Annotated in this window: 28 protein-coding genes; 19 read left to right on the top strand and 9 right to left on the bottom strand. The window is 55.0% G+C overall.

What is annotated here, in order from left to right:
* Nucleotides 1–365 precede the first annotated feature (365 nt).
* Both SYMBAF_RS00295 and SYMBAF_RS00290 read right to left on the bottom strand, forming a co-directional pair.
* Nucleotides 366–1,424 (bottom strand): phage portal protein, encoded by a 1,059-nt coding sequence (locus tag SYMBAF_RS00295; RefSeq protein WP_040264568.1) that lies wholly within the window; start codon nucleotides 1,422–1,424, stop codon nucleotides 366–368.
* Entirely contained in the window at nucleotides 1,424–3,154 is a 1,731-nt protein-coding gene (locus SYMBAF_RS00290; protein WP_040264569.1) for a terminase large subunit domain-containing protein, read from the bottom strand. The genes SYMBAF_RS00295 and SYMBAF_RS00290 overlap by 1 nt, the downstream gene beginning before the upstream one ends.
* Before the next feature lie 159 nt (nucleotides 3,155–3,313).
* Here SYMBAF_RS00290 and SYMBAF_RS00285 point away from each other — a divergent pair, with 159 nt between their 5' ends.
* The 17 genes from SYMBAF_RS00285 (at nucleotide 3,314) to SYMBAF_RS00205 (ending at nucleotide 13,558) form a co-directional block, all read left to right on the top strand.
* The gene (locus tag SYMBAF_RS00285) at nucleotides 3,314–4,150 is read left to right on the top strand and encodes a GPO family capsid scaffolding protein (RefSeq protein ID WP_040264570.1); all 837 of its coding nucleotides are present in this window, start codon (nucleotides 3,314–3,316) and stop codon (nucleotides 4,148–4,150) included.
* Between the two features lie 23 nt (nucleotides 4,151–4,173).
* Complete coding sequence (locus SYMBAF_RS00280) at nucleotides 4,174–5,223, top strand: phage major capsid protein, P2 family (RefSeq protein ID WP_160744431.1); 1,050 nt, start codon at nucleotides 4,174–4,176, stop codon at nucleotides 5,221–5,223.
* 45 nt (nucleotides 5,224–5,268) lie between these two features.
* Nucleotides 5,269–6,126: a phage terminase small subunit gene (gene gpM / locus SYMBAF_RS00275; RefSeq protein WP_040264572.1), complete on the top strand. Its 858-nt coding sequence runs from the start codon at nucleotides 5,269–5,271 to the stop codon at nucleotides 6,124–6,126.
* A gap of 98 nt (nucleotides 6,127–6,224) precedes the next feature.
* Nucleotides 6,225–6,749: a head completion/stabilization protein gene (locus SYMBAF_RS00270; protein ID WP_040264573.1), complete on the top strand. Its 525-nt coding sequence runs from the start codon at nucleotides 6,225–6,227 to the stop codon at nucleotides 6,747–6,749.
* Nucleotides 6,749–6,949 (top strand): tail protein X, encoded by a 201-nt coding sequence (locus tag SYMBAF_RS00265; RefSeq protein ID WP_040264574.1) that lies wholly within the window; start codon nucleotides 6,749–6,751, stop codon nucleotides 6,947–6,949. The genes SYMBAF_RS00270 and SYMBAF_RS00265 overlap by 1 nt, the downstream gene beginning before the upstream one ends.
* A complete protein-coding gene (locus SYMBAF_RS00260) occupies nucleotides 6,940–7,242 on the top strand; it encodes a hypothetical protein (RefSeq protein WP_040264575.1) in 303 nt (100 codons plus the stop codon). Before SYMBAF_RS00265 ends, SYMBAF_RS00260 begins: the two co-directional genes overlap by 10 nt.
* Entirely contained in the window at nucleotides 7,226–7,771 is a 546-nt protein-coding gene (locus tag SYMBAF_RS00255; protein WP_040264576.1) for a lysozyme, read from the top strand. The genes SYMBAF_RS00260 and SYMBAF_RS00255 overlap by 17 nt, the downstream gene beginning before the upstream one ends.
* Complete coding sequence (locus SYMBAF_RS00250) at nucleotides 7,768–8,205, top strand: DUF2570 domain-containing protein (RefSeq protein WP_040264577.1); 438 nt, start codon at nucleotides 7,768–7,770, stop codon at nucleotides 8,203–8,205. Before SYMBAF_RS00255 ends, SYMBAF_RS00250 begins: the two co-directional genes overlap by 4 nt.
* Entirely contained in the window at nucleotides 8,102–8,314 is a 213-nt protein-coding gene (gene lysC / locus SYMBAF_RS00245) for an Rz1-like lysis system protein LysC (RefSeq protein ID WP_185899900.1), read from the top strand. The genes SYMBAF_RS00250 and lysC overlap by 104 nt, the downstream gene beginning before the upstream one ends.
* Before the next feature lie 101 nt (nucleotides 8,315–8,415).
* Complete coding sequence (locus SYMBAF_RS00240) at nucleotides 8,416–8,886, top strand: phage tail protein (protein WP_040264578.1); 471 nt, start codon at nucleotides 8,416–8,418, stop codon at nucleotides 8,884–8,886.
* Nucleotides 8,879–9,517 (top strand): phage virion morphogenesis protein, encoded by a 639-nt coding sequence (locus SYMBAF_RS00235; protein ID WP_040264579.1) that lies wholly within the window; start codon nucleotides 8,879–8,881, stop codon nucleotides 9,515–9,517. Before SYMBAF_RS00240 ends, SYMBAF_RS00235 begins: the two co-directional genes overlap by 8 nt.
* Complete coding sequence (locus SYMBAF_RS00230; RefSeq protein ID WP_040264580.1) at nucleotides 9,514–10,089, top strand: phage baseplate assembly protein V; 576 nt, start codon at nucleotides 9,514–9,516, stop codon at nucleotides 10,087–10,089. The genes SYMBAF_RS00235 and SYMBAF_RS00230 overlap by 4 nt, the downstream gene beginning before the upstream one ends.
* The gene (locus SYMBAF_RS00225; RefSeq protein WP_040264581.1) at nucleotides 10,086–10,454 is read left to right on the top strand and encodes a GPW/gp25 family protein; all 369 of its coding nucleotides are present in this window, start codon (nucleotides 10,086–10,088) and stop codon (nucleotides 10,452–10,454) included. Before SYMBAF_RS00230 ends, SYMBAF_RS00225 begins: the two co-directional genes overlap by 4 nt.
* A complete protein-coding gene (locus tag SYMBAF_RS00220) occupies nucleotides 10,441–11,337 on the top strand; it encodes a baseplate assembly protein (RefSeq protein WP_040264582.1) in 897 nt (298 codons plus the stop codon). The genes SYMBAF_RS00225 and SYMBAF_RS00220 overlap by 14 nt, the downstream gene beginning before the upstream one ends.
* Complete coding sequence (locus tag SYMBAF_RS00215) at nucleotides 11,330–11,944, top strand: phage tail protein I (protein WP_040264583.1); 615 nt, start codon at nucleotides 11,330–11,332, stop codon at nucleotides 11,942–11,944. Before SYMBAF_RS00220 ends, SYMBAF_RS00215 begins: the two co-directional genes overlap by 8 nt.
* Nucleotides 11,934–13,166, top strand: a complete 1,233-nt coding sequence (locus SYMBAF_RS00210; RefSeq protein WP_040264584.1) for a phage tail protein — start codon at nucleotides 11,934–11,936, stop codon at nucleotides 13,164–13,166. Before SYMBAF_RS00215 ends, SYMBAF_RS00210 begins: the two co-directional genes overlap by 11 nt.
* A complete protein-coding gene (locus tag SYMBAF_RS00205) occupies nucleotides 13,166–13,558 on the top strand; it encodes a tail fiber assembly protein (protein WP_040264585.1) in 393 nt (130 codons plus the stop codon). The genes SYMBAF_RS00210 and SYMBAF_RS00205 overlap by 1 nt, the downstream gene beginning before the upstream one ends.
* 154 nt (nucleotides 13,559–13,712) lie before the next feature.
* Here SYMBAF_RS00205 and SYMBAF_RS00200 read toward each other — a convergent pair whose 3' ends face one another.
* The 6 genes from SYMBAF_RS00200 to SYMBAF_RS00175 are packed head-to-tail and all read right to left on the bottom strand — an operon-like array spanning nucleotide 13,713 to nucleotide 19,392.
* Entirely contained in the window at nucleotides 13,713–14,201 is a 489-nt protein-coding gene (locus tag SYMBAF_RS00200) for a phage tail protein (protein WP_040264586.1), read from the bottom strand.
* Nucleotides 14,202–14,215: 14 nt separating this feature from the next.
* Nucleotides 14,216–17,182, bottom strand: coding sequence for a phage tail tape measure protein (locus tag SYMBAF_RS00195; RefSeq protein WP_040264633.1), 2,967 nt, complete (start codon nucleotides 17,180–17,182; stop codon nucleotides 14,216–14,218).
* A complete protein-coding gene (locus tag SYMBAF_RS00190; RefSeq protein ID WP_032424037.1) occupies nucleotides 17,169–17,324 on the bottom strand; it encodes a GpE family phage tail protein in 156 nt (51 codons plus the stop codon). Before SYMBAF_RS00190 ends, SYMBAF_RS00195 begins: the two co-directional genes overlap by 14 nt.
* A gap of 5 nt (nucleotides 17,325–17,329) precedes the next feature.
* Nucleotides 17,330–17,647, bottom strand: a complete 318-nt coding sequence (locus tag SYMBAF_RS00185) for a phage tail assembly protein (RefSeq protein ID WP_040264587.1) — start codon at nucleotides 17,645–17,647, stop codon at nucleotides 17,330–17,332.
* A gap of 47 nt (nucleotides 17,648–17,694) precedes the next feature.
* Entirely contained in the window at nucleotides 17,695–18,210 is a 516-nt protein-coding gene (locus SYMBAF_RS00180; RefSeq protein ID WP_006117904.1) for a phage major tail tube protein, read from the bottom strand.
* The gene (locus SYMBAF_RS00175; protein WP_040264092.1) at nucleotides 18,211–19,392 is read right to left on the bottom strand and encodes a phage tail sheath subtilisin-like domain-containing protein; all 1,182 of its coding nucleotides are present in this window, start codon (nucleotides 19,390–19,392) and stop codon (nucleotides 18,211–18,213) included.
* A gap of 152 nt (nucleotides 19,393–19,544) precedes the next feature.
* Between SYMBAF_RS00175 and SYMBAF_RS00170 the strand changes: the two genes are divergently transcribed.
* Together SYMBAF_RS00170 and SYMBAF_RS00165 are read left to right on the top strand one after the other, a co-directional pair.
* Nucleotides 19,545–20,681: a phage late control D family protein gene (locus tag SYMBAF_RS00170; protein WP_040264082.1), complete on the top strand. Its 1,137-nt coding sequence runs from the start codon at nucleotides 19,545–19,547 to the stop codon at nucleotides 20,679–20,681.
* A gap of 39 nt (nucleotides 20,682–20,720) precedes the next feature.
* Nucleotides 20,721–20,969, top strand: coding sequence for an ogr/Delta-like zinc finger family protein (locus SYMBAF_RS00165; RefSeq protein ID WP_064767481.1), 249 nt, complete (start codon nucleotides 20,721–20,723; stop codon nucleotides 20,967–20,969).
* Between the two features lie 620 nt (nucleotides 20,970–21,589).
* Here the strand turns inward: SYMBAF_RS00165 and rph are convergent.
* Nucleotides 21,590–22,306 carry a ribonuclease PH gene (gene rph, locus SYMBAF_RS00160; RefSeq protein ID WP_006709062.1) on the bottom strand — a complete coding sequence of 239 codons (717 nt, stop codon included), beginning with the start codon at nucleotides 22,304–22,306 and terminating at the stop codon, nucleotides 21,590–21,592.
* Nucleotides 22,307–22,426 lie beyond the last annotated feature (120 nt).

The following is a 22,426-nucleotide window of genomic DNA, read 5'->3' as shown; positions in this document are numbered from 1 at the left end:
TTTTTGATGTTGTTTATGCCCCTTCCGCCCTTTGGCGGTGCGGGCTGGCCCCGGATCGGCAAATGCACAAAAAACGAAGCGAATGTCGCGCGCAGGTGACGGGGGAACAGCCCACGCGGCGGAGGGTCAGGAGGGGGTGCCTTTAATTGCCATTCCTCGGCCTTTTCCGCCTTCTATGCGTGTTTTCATGCTTCTGGGTGTGAGCGGGGTCGATTGCAGTTTGCGTCTGCCAGAATGGCGCTCATGCGTTCTGAGTGAGGGGCGTTAAAGGTCGTGCTGAGTAGTGATCTGGTGGTGGCCTGTCATACGGGTATTGAAAATTACTGAAGAAGTGCCGCCGCAGGATGTGCGGCGGGTGAGTGGTGTTATTCGTCTTTGAGTAATGCGTAGGGATTAAAGCGGATCACTTCCTGACCGAGCCAGTCATTGACGCCCTTCATTGCTTCCATCACAGGCAACATTTCGTTGATGGCAAAGACGCGCGCGGCCTTCTCAACATCACCGAGCGCTCCGTTGCCTTCCGGCATTGCGCCCATCAGTTGCGGCGGGATGCGGTGAGCGTCGCGCAGATCGTTGCGCGTTGCTGATTTGATGTTAAGAAACTCATCCTTTGCCGATATCTGGCTGAACGGCAACAGTTGCACGCCGTCTTTGCCGCCGCCCGGCGCGTGGATCAGCACGTTTTTGAAGGAGCCTTTCCCTCTGGCCTGTGACAGCGTCTTTTGCACCACTTTTATGCTTTCCTGATCCACCTTCTCCGAACCGACATAGAGAATACATCCGGCGTGAGAGCCGTTGTCGTAATAGAGTTTGCGGAACTTATCGGCGGAATGTGACAGGCTGGCGGACAGCAGCGCGCCCATATATTCAGGCATACCGTAGATTTCCTGATGAATATCCGGGTTCATGATGTGGCAGACCTGTCCCGCTTTGAACTCGTATTCATCTTTCCACTGCCGGATAAACCAGTAGGTATTAAGATCACTCCCCCGCCGCGTGTTCAGTGCCGGAACATGCTGGAGTCTGAGCGGAGCGCCCAGGAGGTTAGAGCGACGTTCAAGATAGGCATTCCCGAAGACAAACCAGTCCAGTGCAAATGCAGAGAATGCCTGTCGTGAGAGTAACGGATGAGGGATATAGCACCCGGTCAGCACATTGCGTTTGAAGTAAAGCGCTGACTGATGCAGCGGGGATTGGGTGAATGCGCGGGTTAATCCTTTCCAGTCTATTGGCGTCTCAAAATACCGGCCGTTATCGACGCAGCACATGCTGTCCAGCAGATCATAACCGTCTGTTACCGAATATGGCCCGTCAAACGTAAAGGCGCTGAGCGCCGGATCGCTTCGGAGTGCGTCAGAAATATCAGCCTGTCCGGCACTGCCACTGCTGGCAGTGTGTTTGTTTTTGTAAGTGCGCTTCTTCATCAGAACTCCATAGCAAACCCGCCGCTGCCACTCTCCTGGCCCAGCGGTTCATTAATAATGGCGAGCATATTCGCCCAGGCTAAATCACCGTGGCTGACGCCGCGCGAGCGGTCAGTGTCATAGGTGATGAATCCGCCAGGCGTCTTTACTTTGCGAACAGAGTTAAAGGCGTTGATCAGTGCGCGCTCACTGCGGTCATATTCCCAGCGACCGGCGCGGATCAGCTGTAGCATTTTCAGCACCAGGGCGCGCTTTGACGTCATTGACATGGTGTAGGGCATCGCCATCGGGAAAAACTTTTTCACTATCTGGTAAACGGCCTCACCGTTACCGCCCGTCACGTCGATGCCGACATGCTGTACGTTATATTTGAAGGTAAAGTTTTCGATAACTTTCGCCTGCTCTTCAAACTCAAGGCCGCGCACCTGTTCCGTTTCCACCGTGCGGAATTTACCCCCTGGTACCAGTGGCGGCACCACAACGCAAATCGCGCCGCTGTCACCGTTGCCGCTGCTGCCGTTGGCGTCATAACCTATCCATACCGGGCGATTACCCATCGGCCTGGACGCGAAAGGTTTCCAGTCCGGCCATTCGTCGTAGCCATCTGCGCCGCAGCCAATCAGGGCGTTAAGGTTGAAGGCTGACTCGCCATCGCGAACGAACTCGCACATGTAAAGGTTGCGGAATTCATCCTCACTGTTTTCGTCCCGTATCTCTTCAAGGTCGGTGTACTCCCAGCCGTGTTCGATAACGTCTTTTAGCGTGACAATCTGACGCCAGGTTTTATCCGGGCATAACAGCCCGCTGTTCAGCGTTTTCCAGCCCACATCAAACGCTTTGCGCTGTGCCTTCGGGCGTTTCTCATTCCAGCGATCACCCGTCCAGAACGGATAAGCCTCGTGGGTCTCACCTGACGGCGTGGAAAAATAAGTACGCGTCAGCCCTTTTAGCGTCGCCATCGCCCCCGCAACCTTTCGCAGGTTGGTGAAGTTGCTGACCCAGAAGAATTCGTCAAACTTCAAGTTGCCCGTATATGACTGCGCCGTTGCAGCGGATGTGCCGAGGAAATGCAGCTCTGCGCCGTTACTGAGTACGATTTTGTCGCCGCCCTTCAGTTCAATATCCACTTCTTCCGCCACCTTCTGAATGAACCCTCTGAACTGGTGAGCCTGACGGCGAGATGCAGACAGAAATATCTGGTTGCGCTGGTACGGGTATTTCACATCATCACGCAGCGCATCCAGCAACGCCTCGCGTGCAAAGTACCAGGTTGCACCAATCTGGCGGGACTTCAGTATCATGCGGTTTCGGTGGTGACGTTGCTCATACCAGCCGCGTTGATGCCACGAAAGGGAATCAAGTATTTTCTCCCGCAGCGCGACGATCTGTTCTTCGGTGAAGTGGTTTTTCAGCTTGCGCTTGCGCGGTTTTATACCCGCGCCAGCCCCTGCCGGTTGTCCGTCAGACAGCTTTTTCAGTTGCCGGGTCAGCAGGTCAATTTCCTTGAAGTCTCCCCCGGTTTTGTCTTTCTTGTCCGTAAGCTGGATGAGGCGGGCATCCATAGACTGGCTGACGCGCTGGACGGGGGGCGTTTCATCCCATTCATCGCGTTTCTTCCAGGCGTAAATTGTGTTCTGATTGATTCCCATCAGGCGTGCGATCTCCGCTGGCGGGTAGCCCTGCCAGTAAAGTTGTTTTGCCCTCTGACGTACAAAAGCGTCCTGTATCATCTGCCCTCCACCGTTTATGGAGTGAAGATTACCCCGCGCGCGATCCCGCTATCGCCCCCTTTATTGTCTGGCCTTCCTCTGACAACAAAACCTCGTTGAGACAGCAAGTTACGCTCTGCCATCATGGCCGTACAGAAACCACTCAACAGGATTATCGACATGGCTAGCGCAGCTAAACCAGCCCGTAAGAAATTCCGCGTTGCCGTCTCTGGTGCCACCGTTGACGGGCGTGAAATTCGCCCTGAGCACCTTCGTGATGCAGCAGCAAACTACAGCCCGGACGTGTACGGCGCACGCGTCAACGTGGAGCACTATCTTTCGCCGTTCCCCGGTAGTGATTTCGGCGCTATGGGTGATGTGACAGCACTGAGTGCTGAAGATATCAGCGAAGGCCCGCTCGCCGGTCGCACAGCTCTTTATGCTGAAATCGAACCTTCTGAGCGCATGAAGAAGCTGACGGAAGAAGGTAAGAAAATTTACTCCAGCATTGAGCTGCACCCGCAGTTTGCTCTTAACGGCAAGGCTTATGTGATGGGGCTGGCGATGACCGATTCCCCGGCGAGCCTCGGCACTGAGCGCCTGAAGTTTGCCGCGCAGCAGCGTCAGCAGGTTATGTCATTCAACAATCAGCAGGGTGAAGCCCCGCTGTTCACCGATGCCATTGAGGCAGAAATTATCGAACTGGCTGAGCAGCGCAGCGATGAAGGTAATCAGTGGTTCGGGCGCGTCATGGGGATCATCGGCAAAGGCCGTAAATCTGACGGTGAACAGTTCAACCAGGTGCGTGACGCCGTGGAGAACGTCGCTCAGTCCCATGCCGATCTGCTGGACAGCTTTAACGACCTGAGTCGCGCCCGTGAGCAGGACAGCCAGGCAATCCAGAAGCTGACCTCCGACCTTGCCGCGCTGACCAGCAAGCTGGGAAGCACAGACGCCAATTTCAGCCAGCGGGAACCCGCGAGCGGTGGCGCTAACGCGCAACTGGCTGATTACTGATATTCACAAAGAGAGCAGAGAACATGGATAACACTACCCGCCAGCTATTTGATCAGTACATCGCCCGGCAGGCACAGCTCAACGGCGTATCAACCGCAGCTGTTGCTGCAAAATTTGCCGTAGATCCGACACGTCAGCAGCGACTTGAGCAGGCCGCACAGCAGGATGATTCTTTCCTGAGCAAAATTAACGTGTTTGGCGTCAACCAGCAGATCGGTCAGAAAGTCCTGATCGGCAGCAAAGGCCCGATGGCTGGCGTAAACAACAGCGTCACCAGTCGCCGCAACCCAGGCTCAAATCATTCCATGGAGCCGTTCGACTACATGTGCCGCAAGGTCAACTATGACTACGGCATCAGCTATGAACAGCTTGATGCGTGGGCGCACATGCCGGAGTTCCAGCCGCTGATCAGCAAGGCAATGGCCCGCCAGATGTCGCTTGACCGCATCATGATTGGCTTTAACGGCGTTAAGTACAGCGACCCATCTGACCGTGCCGCTAACCCGCTATTGCAGGACTGTGGTATTGGCTGGCTTGAAAAAATCCGCCAGGAAGCGCCGCACCGCGTCATTTCCAATGTGACGATCACTTCGCGTGATGAAGATAACAAGGTTGTAGCAAAAGGCACCTACGGCAACATTGGCGCTGCGTTGTACGATGCCAAAAACAGCCTGATGGATGAATGGCACAAGCGTAACCCGGATAACGTGGTGATCCTGGCGGGTGACCTGCTGACGAGCAGCAATTTCTCGGCCATCAACGCATTAAGTCAGACCAACCCAAATACCGAAATGCTGGCCGGTCAGTTGATTGTCGCGCAGGAGCGCGTAGGCAACATGCCGACCTTTATCGCGCCTTACTTCCCGGTGAAAGGCGTGCTGATCACGCCGTTCAAAAACCTGTCGGTGTACTACCAGCGTGGCGGTCTGCGTCGGACGATCAAAGAAGAGCCGGAATACAACCGCATCGCAACGTATCAGTCTTCAAACGATGACTTCGTCATTGAAGACTACGGCAATGTTGCGTTCATTGACGGCATTCAGTTCGCCCAGGCCGAACCGGCAGGCGAGTGACAGAAGCGGCGGGGCATTGCCCCGTCATGACGGGGAGAAGTGACGATGTTAACACCGGCACAACGACATTTTCAGAAGGTCATGGCAGAACGCCGGGGCCAGGCGGATGAAGAATCCGATATCCAGCGCACCGCGCATGAGCAAATTCTGCATCGCCTGCGTATGGACTTGTCCCGCCTCAGCGGCGTGCAGTCCGAAGAAACCAAAGCCGAAATGAAAAAATCCATGCTGCCTGAATACGAGGGATGGATTGAAGGCACGCTCGACGGCGACAGCGGGCGGCAGGATGAAGTCATTACCAGGCTGATGGTCTGGGCGATTGACTGTCGTGATTATGCGCTTGTGATGAGGCTGGGGCGCTATGTGGTACGCCACGGACTGACGTTGCCGGATAACTTCAACCGCACGGCAGCAACATTCCTCACCGAAGAAATGAGCAAACCACTGTTAACGCTCGCGGCCGCTGATGCTGACGCTGATTTATCGTCCAGTATCTCCGTGCTTGACGAAGTGGCGGAGATTGTCGCGGACAGTGATATGCCGGATGTGGTGCGCGCCAAGTTGTGCAAGGCCCGTGCGCTCTCCCGACGTGGTGCAACTGATATCACGACCAAAGCCGAAGCGCTGGCGCTGTTCCGTGAGGCGCTTACGCGCAACCCTAATGCCGGGGTGAAAAAAGAGATTGCCACGCTGGCCCGTGAAGTTAAGAAGCTTTCTGCGGATGGCGGTACGGGTGAAGGCGACGCGGCCAGCACCGACAAAACTGGCGGTACTGCCGAGCCTATTTCTGAACAGGCCACCACCGCCAGCGCAGCAGGTAAAGCGACGGCGCGTAAAACCACGACCAGGGCGGCAACAGGTAAAGCGACAAAGCGCAAACCTGCCAGCCAGAAAAAGAATTAACGACTTCGGCCCCGTCCGACAGGCGGCGCGGGTGGATATCTGCCCGTATACGGTCTTTTAACCACCCGCCCACCGCCTGATTTATGGGAGATATGTGCATGAGCAGCCTTGTGGCAAACAAGCGCGTGTTACCTGCCGACAGTGATACGCCTGATGTTAATGATGGTGATGCCACCGTCAGCGCCGGGGACTTTTGGCCGGTGATTAAGCTTGCCGATCTTCGTTTGGCCGCGCGTATCACTGGCGGTATCACCACGTCCAGGTTGATGCACGTCACCACTGAAGCGGTAGCCCATGTTACCGCTCAGTTGCTGGACTGGCGCACCGGCCAAGTAAAAGCAGGTTTTAACTCACTGGAAGATGTGCCCTCGGTTCTGCCGTCAGGTGAGACGGAAAAGCTGATGATCAACGGTGAAAACGTGAAGGTGTACCGCTTCCATCGTGCGGTTTATTCGATTGCCAGGGCGCTGGTACTCGAAGGTTATCGCGACGTTGACACTACGGCGAAAGGCGACAAAGACGCCGCCGCGCTTGACCTGCAAAGGGATGATCTCTGGCGGGATGCCCGCTGGAGTATCGCCGATATTCGCGACACACCACGACTCTATGCAGAGCTTTGCTGATGAAAGTGAAGGCATTGCAGGGGGATACCGTGGATTTGCTTTGCTGGCGTCACTACGGCACCACGCAGGGCGTTACCGAAAAAGTGTTATCTGCCAATCCCGGAGTGAGCCAGCAGGTTTTTCTTGATGCCGGTCAGGTGATTGAGCTGCCGGAAATCGCGCATAAAGCGATACAAGAGATGGTGCAGCTATGGGGTTAAGTTTTTTTCAGCGCCTGAATGACTGGCTGACATTCACTATGTCAGCAATGGTCACGAGTATCGGCGTAATGACACTGAGCGAAAAGATTGCGCTGGCAGGTCTTCTCGTCGGGATGGTTTTTGGTGCCCGTGGGTGGCTCTATCGCGCCCGCATCGAGCGGGGGCAAAAACGCCGCAACGAGCTGATTAATCAGATTCTGGAGCAGGCATCGCACAGGCAAATGAGTGAGTCAGAGCGCCGGGCGCTTGACCTTCTGCAACAGAATGAGCCGGAAGATGAAACAGCTTATTAAAAAGTGCTCCATTGCAGCCATTGTTGCGCTGGGTATCACGCTGAGTCCGGGCGCGTTACGCACAACGGCTGAAGGCCAGCAAAAGATTGCTGGCTGGGAAGACTGCCGGAACACACCGTATTACTGCACGGCTGGCGTGCTGACGGTCGGAATTGGTTCGACGGGGCGTGTTGAGAGGCGGGAGTACAGCGACAGCGAGACCGCCGGTCGCTGGATTAACGATATGCGGCACGCCGAAAACTGCATTAACCAGAATTTCGAAGGCGGGTATATGCCCCAGTCTGCCTTTGAGGCAATGGCGGACGCCGGTCTTAACGTGGGGTGCACTGGCCTGATGTGGTACACGGACAACCAGAAGCGAATACAGCGCACGACAATCTGGAAGAAGGCGCAGGCACATGAGTGGAAAGCGATGTGTAACCGGCTGACGGACTTTGTAAACAGTGGCGGTAAGCGCAGCCAGGGGCTGGTTAACCGGAGAACAGATTTTAAGGCGTGGTGCCTGCGTGACGTGGAAGCTGAGAAATGAAGATTACAGCCATTTTATGCGCGCTGCTGGCGCTGGCATCTGGTGGTCTGCTCTGGCAGACGCATCAACGCGGTAAAGACTCCGTTCGCAATGAAGCGCTTTCCCGCGAGGTGAAGAGTAATGGTGAGGTGCTGGGAGAGCTGCGGGCACTGACTGCTGACGCCCGCGAAGTCCTTGCACAATTGCGGACAACCGAACAGCAAAGAAACGCCCAGGGAGAAATGCGACGTGAAAACATGCGCGATGCCATCAAAGACGATACGTGTGCCAACACTGTTGTGCCTGCTTCTGTCAGTAACAGCCTGCAACACCGTACCGCAGCAGCCACAAATGAAAATCGTGCACGAACCGGTGCCGGAAAGCCTGACGGCAGCAACGCCAGCGCCGGAACTGACCGCTCCGGTAACGTGGGGCGCGATAGCTATCTGGAGTGATCGCCTGCGCGATGCGCTGGATACCTGCAATGCCGATAAGGCGGCGATAGCCGATCTCGATCTGCGCCGCCTGAAAAGACTGACTGACCACGCGAGGGCCTCACAATGACCTTATCCGACTACCTGAGCGCTCACCCCTACTGGACGCTTATTTATCTGCTGATCATTGCGGGCGCGATTGAACGTTTTGGGCGCTAAGAAGGTATCACCATGCTGAAAGCTGATTCACTACGCGAGACCCTGACCCGCGCTAACAAATGGTGCAGGGCCAATCCTGAAGCCTTCACCGTTTTTGTGGAAGAAGGGAACATCGAGACGACAGGCGAAACACCGTCGTTTATGTACCGCTATACCCTGGTGTTGTTTGTGATGAACTTTGCCGGTGATATTGATGATTTTACGCTGCCGCTTATGGCCTGGCTCTGGCACAACCAGCCAGACTTGTTGTTAAACCCGGAGAAGAACCGGGGCATTAAATTCACGACCCTCATCAACAACGACGACACCGCCGATATTCTGTTCGAAATGCCAATACGTGAACGCGTCAGGGTCACTCTGGATGAAAACGGGATCCCCCGTGCTGAGCATTTGCCAGAACCTAAACCCCGCATCGTTTCTGACGGGGATGACTGGCGGGGCATCTTTGACGCTGTGACGTGGGAGGCTGACGCGCATGAGTAACGATCTCTTCCGTGAGCTGGATCAGGTCTTCAGCGACATACTGGCGGGCACCTCGCAGGCCGGACGTGTTCGCACGGCCTGCGCGATTGGTCAGGCACTGCGAAAGAGCCAGCAACAGCGCATCAAAGCGCAGCAAAACCCGAAAGGTTCGCCATATCCTGCCCGCCGTCGCCGGGTGCTGCGTTCTCAGCAGGGTATTGTATTTGTCTGGCAGGGTGAGATCCGTCGCCTCAAAAACTGGCACGGTGGCCGGGGCAAGTACGGGCGTACCCTTACCGGCTTTGACGAAGATCGCAATGATATCCGCACGTTTTACCGCAGTGATATTGAGCGCTATATCGAAATAAACACGCGTGCAGTGCGCCGAAACGCCACGAAAAAGACGCCGATGTTTCAGCGGTTACGCAGCTATCGCTTTCTCAAAATGCGCGCTGATGCAGGCGGCACATCCGTGGGTTATGACGGCGTGGCGGCACGCATTGCGCGTGTGCACCAGTACGGCCAGCGCGATCAGGTCGGGTCGGGTGCATTTGCTAAATATCCGGTGCGTGAGCTGCTGGGCTTTACCGCTGGCGATGAGCAGATGATTACGGAACAGGTGGTTAACAGCCTGGGGAGTGCCGCACGATGAGCGCTGAACTGATCCGCCTTCTGGAAAATATCCTTCGTGTCGGCGTCGTTATCGCCGTTGATGAAGAGAGCTGGCGCGTGCGTGTGCAAAGCGGCGAACTTCAGACCGACTGGCTGCGCTGGAACACCACGCGCGCCGGGGCATTCAGTATCTGGGTACCGCCTTCAGTGGGTGAACAGGTCTGGCTGGGCTGTATTGGCGGCAATCCTGAAACGGCGGTCATTATCGGCAGTATCTACAGCAACGATCACCCTGCGCCAGGCAGCAGCCTGAAAGAGATTGTGCTGACAGCGCCAGACGGTGCCTCTTTCCGCTATGACGCAGAAGCCAGCGCGCTGGAAGCGCAGGGCATGAAGACCGCACATATCAAAGCCTCTGCCAGCGTCAAGCTTGAAACGCCGGTGGTTGAATGCACCGATCATCTGAAAGTGAGGACGTTTGAACTGACGGAAGGCGGCACGATGAAGGGTGATGTAACTCATTCTGGCGGATCGCTTTCGTCTAACGGCAAGGTGCTGCACACGCATAAACACCCTGGCGACAGCGGCGGCACTACAGGGGCACCGCTATGACTGTTCGTTATACCGGCATGAATCCGGACGGCACGGGCCAGCTTACCGATACCGATCAGCTGTGGAATTCAGTACGCGACATACTGACCACGCCGCTGGCAAGCCGGGTGATGAGACGGGATTACGGCAGCATGATCCCCGATCTGCTGGATGAACCACAGAACGAAGTGGCGCGCCTGCAATGTATGAGTGCAGCAGTGATCGCCCTGACGATGTGGGAACCGCGTGTTGCCCTGAACGGCATCAATATCAGTTATTCAAAGGATGGCGCTGTCACCGCTGAACTGGTCGGCATTATCACCGAAACCATGCAGACGGCAGGCACTGCGCTGACGCTCAGGAGTGGCAGCAATGGCAACCGTTGATTTATCGCAGCTACCGCAACCGCAAATTATCGAAGTCCTGGACTTTGAAGTCATTCTTAGCGAGGTCAAAGCCGTGATGCTGGTGGCATTTCCGCAGGAGCAGCAGGCATCTGTTGCCGCCGCGCTGGAACTGGAATCCGAACCGCTGAATGTGATCGCCCAGGTGGTTGCCTACCGTGAAATGATGCTCAGGCAGCGTATTAATGACGGCGCGGCAGCGTGCATGTTGAGCCATGCCGTATCGTCCGATCTTGATAATCTCGCGGGCAACCTGAACACCGAACGTCTGATCATCACCCCGGAGACGGCAACCACTGACGCGGTAACGGAAAGCGATACCGCACTGCGTTTGCGCGCGCAGGCTGCATTTGAAGGGCTTAGCGTGGCGGGGCCAACTGGCGCATATGAATATTTTGCCAAAAGTGCCAGCGGCAAAGTGGCGGACGCCAAAGCAATAAGTCCGTCGCCTGCCGTGGTGGTGGTTTCGGTTTTGTCCACTGAAGGCGACGGTACCGCCAGTGCGCAACTGCTGGCGACGGTGGATAAGGCGCTGTCTGCTGACGACAAACGCCCCGTTGCCGATCGTCTGACCGTTCAGGCAGCGGAGATCGTGAATTATCAGATCAATGCGCTGCTGTATTTCTACCCTGGCCCGGAGTCTGAACCCATCCATACCGCCGCGCAGGACGCGCTTCAGTGCTGGCTTAATCAGCAGGGCAAGATTGGCCGTGACGTTGCCCGCTCAGCCATTATGGCGGCGCTGCATGTTCAGGGCGTGCAGAGGGTGGAGCTGCTGGAGCCTGCCAGCGATATTGTGATCGCCGATACGCAGGCGGCGCGGTGTGAGTCCTTCACGATAGAGACCGGGGGCACCGATGAATAACAACATGCTGCCGCCTTCGGCCAGCGGTTTCATGCGAAGTACTGAGAAGGTGACGGAACGGCTTACCGATATTCCTGTTGACCTGCGCAAGCTGTGGAACCCGGACGAATGCCCGGCTGATCTTCTGCCTTATCTTGCCTGGGCGTCGTCAGTTGACCGCTGGGATAAGAACTGGTCGGAACAGACCAAACGGCAGGTAATCAAAGCCTCCTGGCTGGTTCACCGTCAGAAGGGCACTATTTCCGCTTTGAAGTGTGTCGTTGAACCGTTCGGCTTTCTGCTGCGCGTGATCGAATGGTGGCAGAGCGACGAAGAGCCGGGAACCTTTAAGCTTGAAATCGGTATTCAGGAACAGGGTATTACGGAGGAAACCTATCTTGAGCTTGAGCGCCTTATTGACGATGCGAAGCCGAGAAGCCGCCATCTTACTGGCCTGTCTCTTTCGCTTCAGTCCCAGGGATATATCGAAGCCGGGGTGGGATGTTATATCGGCGATACGTTGACCGTTTATCCCTATTTTCCTGAAACCATATCCGTGGGCGGAAGTGACTACACCGGCGCGGCAGTCCATTTATTTGATACCGTGGAGATCGCAAGTGGCGACTAAATATTATGCCCTGTTAACCAATATCGGGGCGGCAAAACTGGCTAATGCCACGGCATTGGGTGCAAAGGTAGAAATCACCCATATGGCTGTGGGTGATGGTAACGGTGTGCTGCCGACACCGAACCCGGCGCAGATCGCACTGACGCATGAGGTACACCGTGCTCAGCTCAACATGCTGACCATCGACCCGGTAAACACCAACCAGATTATTGCTGAACAGGTGATACCGGAAGATGTGGGCGGATGGTGGATCCGTGAGATCGGATTGTTTGATAAAGACGGCGATATGATTGCGGTTGCCAACTGTGCAGAGACTTATAAACCGCAGTTGCAGGAAGGTAGCGGTCGCGTACAGGTCATTCGCGTGATCCTGATTGTGAGCAGTACCGAAGCGGTAACGCTGAGAATCGATCCGTCAGTGGTGCTGGCGACGCGTAAATATGTTGATGATGCCGTGATTGAGGTGAAGGCATACGCAGACAGCGTAATGAAAAAGCATACCGATGCTGGTAATCCGCACAGCCAGTACCTTCAAATCGAAAATGCCTTGTCTGAAATTAATGACGCTGGTCTGATTGTTGACGTTCTCAAAAACCTTGGTTTAACAGAAAAGTTTTCCGGGCGTTTTATTGGTCAGCAGATTTTCACCACCCCGGGGGCGATCAACTACAAACCTACGCCCGGGACGAAACGTATCAAAATTATCCTGACAGGCGGCGGGGGCAGAGGCTACGGCTATCTCGGATGGGGCAGCGGCTTAACAAGCCGTGGCGCAGGCGGCGGCGCGGGCGGCACGGTTATAGCCTGGCTGAATGTGGACGAAACTAAAACTTACCCCGGCGTGGTAGGTCGTGGCAGCGATGAAACCCTGTCCGCAACGAGCAGCACATTCAATGGCCTGCTGACGGCGGGCAACGGCGTGAATACTTCGTCGGGTGATGCGGGCGGCGCGGGCGGAACAGCTATCGGTGGAGATTTGAATATTCAGGGCGGTGACGGCAGCGATGCGCCAGGCCTTATCTCGACGAGCGCAAACCCTTATCGGGGCGGTTCTGGTGATGGCGGTGTAAGTTACTGGGGTGGCGGCAAGCGAAGCGGGGACGATAATTTATCCGGTAAAGGAAAAACCTTTGGGGCTGGAGGTGGCGGTAATACCCGAACCGATCCCTTTATTGGCAACTACGGTTCGGACGGCGTTATTTTTATTGAGGAATTCAGCTGATGAAAACGTATGCCCGTATTGAAGATCAGCGCGTTGCTGAAATAGTCTCACTGAATGTGAAGCCTGAAAAACTTTACCACCCGTCGCTGGTATGGGTGGATATCACCGCGCTGCCCGAACAGCCCGATATAAATTATCGCTACAGTGACGGCGTCTTTACTGCCCCGGTAACAGATGCTGAAAATGCGGCGCTGATTGCCAGCAGCAGGCTGGCAGCCGAAATGGATGGGGCAAACCGGGTTATCGCGCCGCTGCAGGATGCGGTTGATACCGTTATGGCGACGGAAGAAGAAACTGCCCGCCTGACTGAATGGAAAAAGTACCGCGTGTTGCTGAGCCGTATTGACGTGTCAGCTGCGCCGGATATCACCTGGCCGGATAAGCCAAAGTAAGTCTGCATTCCGGCACGCACCGCCAGTTTTAACCGTGCTGGCCATACGTATCGAGTACAGTCATTTTTAACGGTGCTGCAGCACTGTCAGTTATGGCGGTGTGTTCAGGAAGATGAAGCGGGCAAATGCCCGCTTTAGTTTTATGTGGATGCCGTCAGAACAGGCCAGACAGCGTACTACTGGCAGAGTTGTAGGCGGACGTGGCTTTATCCTTCAGCCCTGAAAGCAAATCACCAACGGACGAGGCTTGCAGGCGCTCGCGCAGGTCTTCATCACAGCGCTGGAAGCTGATCGAAAACTCTATTTTTTTTGCCTTCCCGTAACGGTCAAACTCTGTATGTGTGGCCTGTAGCCCGGTCAGCACATACATCCCGTAAATCTGCCCCGCACCACTGATTAAAGGCCAGGGACGCCCGGTGTATGCCTGCGTAGCAAGAACGGTGAGAGACACATCTCCACCCGTAATTTCAGGGTAAAGCACCCCGTCCAGGTTGATCTGCGTTTCTCCTGCACCGATGTACTGCCACTTTGCCGATCGGTTGATGCGGTCATTCTTCACATGCCGCCAGTTCAGTGAGTGTCGAAGCTGCTGGTAAGGCAGCGTCTTCAGTTCAAAAACGAACATCCCGTATACCATCATCATAATGTTGTCCTCCCTTAATCTCTGTCTTTGAAGGTGCCACGGCTGAGCCGTTCACGGCGGGCCAGTTCAGCGTTTACCGCGTCAGCGGCAATCCGGCCAATTTCGCGCGCGTCCTGCCGGTCAACGCCGTGCAGGTGAACATGGATTTCTCCCGTAAAACCGCCAGTGGCAACCGGTATATTGCTGGCGCTGCGGCTGACTGGCGGAAGTTCCGCTTGCCTGACGGGAAGCGATGCTGCCACTACTGCGGGGCGTGCACTCAACCGGCCTGCCGTAGTGGTGCTGGCAAGCTGCGACTCCTTCCATTCCCCACGAACGGCCAGCGCGCGCGGCAGGTTTTTAAACACGATATCGCCGGGGCCGATCTTCTTCGTGTTATCGGCTGTTGCTTTGGTGTTGCTGTCGATATTCTGCAACCGGCGCATCGTGCCGTTATCGCCGGTCAGCGGTGATGTGGGTTGTGGTGATCCGGGTGCCGGGGTTTTTACCTCAACTTTTTTGGGTACGATTTTAGCGAGATCCCCCTGAAGAAGGGCCACTTTGTCCTGAAGAACGGCCATGCGCTGCGCGTCTTCGATCTTCTTCCTGGCTTTTTCGGCCTCATCAGGCAGAACGCCGAGCTTTTCCAGGATCCAGGCTAATGTATCCAGCAGCATTTTAGCGGGTGCCAGGACAAGCTGGAGCGCACCGCCCAGAACGTTGCCGAACACCTCACCGGCGCTGGCGCATTTGTCCAGCGTTTCCTTGCTGGACTCCATCGGGGAAAGCAGAGATTTGAACCAGTTAAAGACCTGGCTGATACCGTTGCTCATTGCATCAAAGATGGGGCTGAACTGCGCGAAGGTCTCGCGTAATGGTGCGAGTCTTTCCATGATGCCGATGAATACGCCAGCAAAAAACGCCTTAAGAGGCTCCCAATACCGCCAGATAAGCACGCCGGCCGCAACAAATGCCGCCACTATCAGGCCAATCGGACTAAACAGCAGTGACAGCGCTGTACCCAGCACAGATACCGCAGCAGTGATCATGCTCCATAGGGCCGGTAAACCTGTAAGGCGAAGGGCGAGCATTCCGAGGTTTTTAGTCAGTGCTCCCAGCGCGGCACCAGGTGCAAGAAATACCCCCATAAGTACGCCACGCATAGCGGGTATGATGGTTGAAATTCCCCGCATTTTCCCTGCTAACGAGCCGAGAACTGGCACCCATCCGCGCACGCTTGCCATTGCCGGGCCGGAAGCCGTGCCGAGTGTTCGCAGCGCGGCAATCGTTCCGGTTATGCCTCTGCCCCCTGTCAGCAGGGTAAAACCTAACTGGAGTTTAGCCAGCGGCCCCATCAGCAGGCCGATCGCCAGCGATGTGCCGCCAATGGCGGCGGTCAGTACCAGAACGCTACCGCCGACAACCAGCAGGGATTGGGCGAGCTTCGGATTCTCTTTCGCCCACTGCGTCATATTCCCCACAACGTCACTCAGTCCATGAGTCAGGCCGCGAAGCTGATTGTTGACGAGATCGTTAATCTGAATGCGGAAGCCTTCCCAGGCGCTGTCCAGATTTTTGAGATCGCCATCAAGGTTATCCGCCATTATTTTGGCGGCTTTCTGTGCCTCACCTTTGGCGTTTTTCAGTTCACCCAGCAGCTTCTGAAGTTCGCCGCTCCCTGCCGACATAACCAGAGCCTGGAATGACTTTGACGCTTCTTCACCGGCAATATCCTTGAAGAATGAGAGCTTATCGGTATCCCCGTACTTGCTGATCTTTTTATAGAGATCGGTTAGAACCACTTCAGCAGGGCGCATTTTCCCCGTTGCGTCAGCGACTTCTACGCCCAATTCTTTAAGCGCGGTTTTTGCCCTGCCGGTTGGCGCGGCAAGGCGTGAAAATGTGGCCTGCAAACCTGTACCGGCGATACTCCCGCGCAGGCCTACGTTCGCCATTACGCCGATCATGGCTGTTGTCTGTTCAACACTGACGCCAAGATTGGAAAGACCTGTCCCGGCGTACTTCATTGCCTCACCGATATTTTGCAGATCGGTGTTGGTACGGGTGAACGCGCCAGTTAATACGTCGCTGACGCGATCCATTTCTTTGGGATCGAGGCGGAACTGAGACAGGATGTTTGAGCTAATATCGGCGCTTTCACCTAAATCCATACCACCGGCCAGCGCCATATTGAGTACGCCGGGCAATGCTGCCTGAATAGCCTGCGGCGTGAAACCGGCCATAGCGAGAAACGCCTGCCCGCTTGCTGCGTCAGTTGTGGTGAACTGCGTTTCAGCACCCAGCTTTTTGGCCTGGTCACGTAGTGCAGAGAAGTCGGCAGACTTTTTATCTATGCGGGTCAGCGCCTGCACGCGGGACATTTCCCGGTCAAAATTTACGGCAGGAGATAAAAAACGACCGGCAACATAGCCGCCAGCGGTAGCGCCAGCCAGCGCCATCGTACCCCCTCCGCGCAACTTGCCAGCTGTTTGCTGCATTCGGTCATAGCGCGCCCGTGCCTGCGTGACAGCGGCCAGTTGTCGCCGTTCACGTTCAAGCATCAGGTTGTACTGTTCAGTGCGCCGTATCGCACTTTGAATCGTCCTGTCACTGCCCACAAGTGAAACACCATGGCTGCGCAGAGCCTGGGAGGCAGCGCGTAGCTTGACCATTTCCTGAGTGCGTGCAGAGTTAAGACGTTCCAGCTTTGCAGCCAGCGCGGCCATATGTTCCCGTTGCTTGTCGGTGAGCTGCGTGCCTTCCCGCTGTGCTTTGTTCAGCCCTTCATAGGCCCGGCTGGCATCATCAATTTTACGGGAGGTCTTTTGCACGCTGTCACGCAGACGGTTGAACGTGCGGGACTGGCTGTCCAGATCTTTAATGCTGGACTGCGTTTTTTTGAGGGATTCAGACAAACCGCCCGCACTCTGGCGGGCGGCATTGACCGGACGGGTAAGCTTATCGATCGCACTGAATGCGACGCGGATATTAAGGCTTTTCACTGTCACTGGCTCCACTTCGGACAGCCGCCCGCTCACGCCAGGCTATGACTTCGCCCAGCTCCATCGTGAAGACTTCAGAGGGCGGCCAGTTAAAAACAACGGCGATATCTGCAACCAGATCGTCGATCAGGTCAAACCGCAGGAGTGTTACTGATTCTCCGTCTCCGCCTCGTTCGACGCTCCAGACCCCGCAGGCGTCAAAAAAGGGACAAGCGCTTCAGACAGGCTGACAAAATCGCGGGTATCCATTTCGTTGATTTCGGTCTGCTTGAGGCGTGGTGACGTGACGCGGGTCAGCAGTACCGCCACCGAATCCACATCCATATTCATCACGTTGACCAGCTTCAGCCCACGCAGTGAGCCAGCCTGTTTGATCTCATCCGTGATCGTTACCTGAGTAATTTTCTCATCGCCGCGAACAACGGGTTTTGCCAGCGTAATGGCGTTATCATTTTTTTTGCTCATTGTTGAATGCTCCGGGCGGCACGGGTGTGCCGCCACTATCAGGTTAATCAGTTACCCATTCCCAGCGCAGACGTGATGCGGTCAGGGTAGATATTTTTGCCGTCTTTCTTGTAGATGAAGTTCAGCAGATCAAACTCAAACAACGGCTTGTCATCGATGGTGAGCTTGTAATAGGTGTTCTTCATCGTGTAGCTGACGGAGGTGTCTTCTCCCTGCTTGCTTTCGCCGCCGTCCATTTCGGTGATGCGGCCGCGCAGCTCGACCTCAACCAGCAGGCTTTCGCCATCGGTGTAATACTCACCGGCGAAGCGGAAGCGGGTCTCGTCGATATCGCCGCAGTAGTTCAGCAGAAGCGATTGAACCAACCCGCCAACCACCATCGTGGTATCCAGTGCGCCACTGTCCAGACCGAGATCTACCGCAGCGGAGCCAATCATCCCGCCGCCCTGAAAGTCTTCCGTCTTGCGCGTCAGCTTTGGCAGCGTCACGGAAGAGACTTTGCCAATGCAGTTGCTGCCGTTCACAAAGCAGGTGAACAGGCGCAGTTTATGAGGGACAGCCATTTATGCACCTCCCAGCGAAGAGAACGCAGGTTCAAAGTATTCATCAGTGAAGGTCTGGTACATCGTCAGATCTTCCATCGGCGGGATCGACGTGTATTTGTAGCGAATGCGCACCTGGCCCTGACGAAGGCCGGTTGTCGGGTTGTCGATGATATCGAACCAGCTTTCACCACCAATTAGCCGCCCCTGCGTGACAAGCGAGCTGAGCTTGCCGTTGATACCACTCACAATGTCTTTGGCGTTGGTCGGGGTCAGCGGTGCATCAACAGCTTCGAATTGCGCTTCTGCAATACTGTCAGCCAGAATCTGCGCGGTACGGGTGAACACTTCAAAGATATAGTCTTTAGTGTCCGTGGTACGGTTGCCCCAGAACCGGAAGCCATTACGCTTAATAAGCGTTGTGACCTCCTTGTTGTTCAGTTCGTTGGCGTCGCTGTCTTCGGCCTGAAGTGACCAGAAAACATCACGCGAAATCCCCAGCACGTTATTAACTGCCACGTTTGAAAGTGACTTATGCCAGCCCTGATTGTTGTCAATCAGCGAGCGCAAGCCGCACGCATAAGCCGGGGCCGGGAACGCTTCATTTTTCCCGGACACCGGGTTGTAAGCGATAAAGTCAGGCCAGATAAGCATAAGTTCGCGATAGGCGAAGTTCGCACGATAGGCAATAGCTTCAGCCATCGTTTTGCACTCATGGCACCCGGCATAAACGAACGCCCGCAGGTTCTGCGCAATGCCACACAGAGCGGATGTCACTTCTTCCGTATCGTAGTGCGGCACGGCCAGAATGCGCGGGCGATAGCCAACCTTCTGTTCAGCCGTCAGGAAAGCGTACATGCCGGTATAGCTGCCGTCTTCTGCCGTGCCACCCATGATGAGCTGAGATTGCGTTTTACCGCCTTCCTCTTCCGTAGCCGCTGCCACGCGCACAACGATCACTTTCGGGCTGGTCTGGTCAGCGATGGCTTTAAGCGTTTTGTACAGGGAGCCGGTTTTACCCGCCTTACCCAGCATGTTGTTAACCCGTGTCACTAACACGGGGGTATTCAGGGGAAAGGCTTCCGCATCGGCATCATCCGCCACGGCGACAATCCCAATGACACTGGATTCAATGTCATTGATAGCCACCACAAGGTCGGTATTCTCCCGGATGCGGGCACCATGAAAGCGAGATCCCGCCATAGTTTCCACCATTACGTTATTGAGTTCGCAGTGATAATCCCCCATGTTTGACCACCACTCACGCTATTGCGGGTCTGGCCGGACAGCGACAACTAAAACCGGTTTGGTCTCTACCGCGCGCGTGGGATCCTTCGCCGGAAGAAGGGGGAAACATGGCACTTACAGACCTTACCAAACCACTTAACGACGCCGTAAGCAGTTATAACGATTCACTTACCGAGGCGGTGAAAAGTCCGGGATTCAGCATTACGATGGGCGGCAAGGTACTGACGCAGCTTGATGATCGGATCATGTCGTTGTCACTGACGGACAACAGGGGCTTTGATGCTGATCAGTTGTCAATATCCATTGATGATACTGATGGCAGGGTTGCACTGCCGCCGCGCGGCGCTGAGCTTGCCGTATCATTTGGCTGGCTGGGTGAACCGCTGATTTATAAGGGGTTGTATACGGTTGATGAGGTATCCCACGAAGGCCCGGCAGATACCATTGGCATTACTGCCCGCAGTGCTGATTTTCGTGAAGAGTTCAACGTAAAGCGCGAAGTCTCATGGCATGACGTGACCGTTGAGCGCGTCGTGTCGGCCATTGCACATCGCTACGGACTGAAAACGCAGATCAGTGAAATGCTCATGGATATTGAGATTGACCACGCCGACCAGACGCAGGAAAGCGATATGTCTTTCCTGACCCGCATGGCGGACATGCTGGGTGCAATTGCCACCGTCAAGAACGGTAGTCTGCTGTTTATCCTGCCGGGTGGCGGTGTGACCGCTGACGGTAGGGCGCTCCCCTCTGCCAGTATTGACCGCACAAGTGGCGACCGGCACCGCTTCCGTATCGCCGATCGGGATGCGTATACCGGCGTTCGGGCTTACTGGCTAGATCTGAATTTTGGCAAAAAGAAAAAGGTCAGCGTTAAGCGCCGCAAGCCTGCAAAGCCCAAAAAAGAGAAGAGCAGCAGCCGTGAGGGCGATTACATGGAGGGCGCAGACGGTAACGTCTATGTGCTGCGCAAAACTTACCAGAATGAAGAGGCGGCGAAACGTGCGGCAGCGGCAAAGTGGCAACAGCTTCAGCGTGGCGCAGCAGAGTTTTCGATCACCTTGGCGCGTGGCCGCGCTGAGCTTTATCCAGAAATGCACGTCACGGTTAGCGGTTTTAAGGATGAAATAGATAATCAGGACTGGATCATTGCGCGTGCTGAACACGTCATAGACGACAGCGGTTTTACCACCCGGCTGGAGCTGGAAGCAAAAATACCTGACTGGATAGCGGAAACTGAATAAAATGAAATGGAGTTCAACTCCCACAGGGGAGCCATCATTATGTTCAGATGTCCTTTTTGCGGTGCAATGGCCCGCACCCGTACCAGCCGTAAAATTACCGATATGACAATCCGGCAATATCACCAGTGCCAGAATCTGGAGTGTAGCCGGTCATTCACCACGCTAAATAGCGTGGAAAGGGAAGTAACAAAGCGTGCAGGCACAGCCCCGTTACCGCCCGATTTCATTCCTCGCGATGCCTTCCCAGCGTCCCACTATGGCAGAGACCAGCTTAATTTAGCTCTCTGACCACTACTAAAATGCCCCCAATATCCAGTAAGTACGGGGGCACATTCAGGTAAAACGCTTTTCTAGAAAAAATATCTTTAATAGCATCAGTTCGCACAATAATAGCGATGATAGGATATGAAAAAGTGATGTTATTAATAGCCTTGGTCTCTCTCGTTAGGTGTAAGCTGGGTGCGGAGAAAGCATTAGGGCTGGCGCAAGAAGTATTAGCTGCTGATACTAAAGACACTGACAGTTCAAAATCTAGGTGCATTCGTTTTGTGCCAAACTAAGATTAGCCTGAAGGCACAGTCAATGGCTAAGTTTGCGGTCAGATTAATGCAAAAATGGTTTCGATATGCAGGTTACTCGGCGTTTATGCCGGGAATAAACATGAAATCAAAAGGTTTTTCTCTAAAGAGGTAACCTATTAAATTATAATGAAAATTCTACATATTTTGGACAATTTAACTTGGCATCCTATAGAGAAATATGCGGCTCAGAAGAGTAACTAAGTGAAAAGCCCCGCAATGCGGGGCTTCATGTCGATGTGGTCAATCAGTGGACACTGATTAAAATAATTCCTTTTTTTTCAGCACATTAAATCATTAAATAAGTTACTTCTCAGTCGCCTGAAACAATCAGCCCGCCAGCGCCGCTTTCTGCGCCTGGAAGATGGTCTCGATGCCCCCCCGAGCCAGCGTCAATAATGCCATTAGTTCATCGTGGCTAAACGGCTCACCTTCGGCGGTGCCTTGCACCTCGATCATGCGGCCATCTTCCATCATCACCACGTTCATGTCGGTCTCGGCGGCGGAGTCTTCAACGTACTCCAAATCGCACAGCGCTTCACCGTTGAGGATGCCGACGGAAACCGCCGCCACCAAACCCTTCATCGGGTTAGCTTTCAGTTTGCCGTTAGCGACCAGTGCATTCAGCGCATCAATCAGCGCCACGCAGGCCCCAGTAATGGAAGCGGTGCGAGTGCCACCATCAGCCTGTAATACATCACAGTCGAGGATGATGGTAAACTCACCCAGCTTTTTCAGATCCACTGCGGCGCGTAACGAACGGGCGATCAGGCGTTGAATTTCTAGTGTACGACCACCCTGTTTGCCTTTGGCAGCTTCGCGCACATTACGGCTGTGAGTGGAGCGCGGCAGCATGCTGTATTCAGCGGTGATCCACCCCTGGCCCTGGCCTTTCAGGAAGCGTGGCACACCCTCCTCCACCGTGGCGGTGCACAAAACTTTGGTATCGCCAAACTCAACTAGCACGGAGCCTTCAGCATGTTTGGTATAGTGACGGGTCAATGTCAGTGGGCGAACGTGTTGTGGTGCTCTGCCTACAGGGCGCATGGGCTTTCTCCGGCTTCAAATCAACTGTTGGCTGCATATTATACGGGCTTGATGACGTAATGCCTATCCTACCCGCAGCGGCAACGCTATAATCGCCTCATCTTTTTTATTGGGTACGAC

This window comes from Serratia symbiotica (assembly GCF_000821185.2).
Classification (GTDB): domain Bacteria; phylum Pseudomonadota; class Gammaproteobacteria; order Enterobacterales; family Enterobacteriaceae; genus Serratia; species Serratia symbiotica.
Note: the sequence above shows the minus strand (reverse complement) of the source record. Positions and strands in the feature narration are given on the sequence as shown.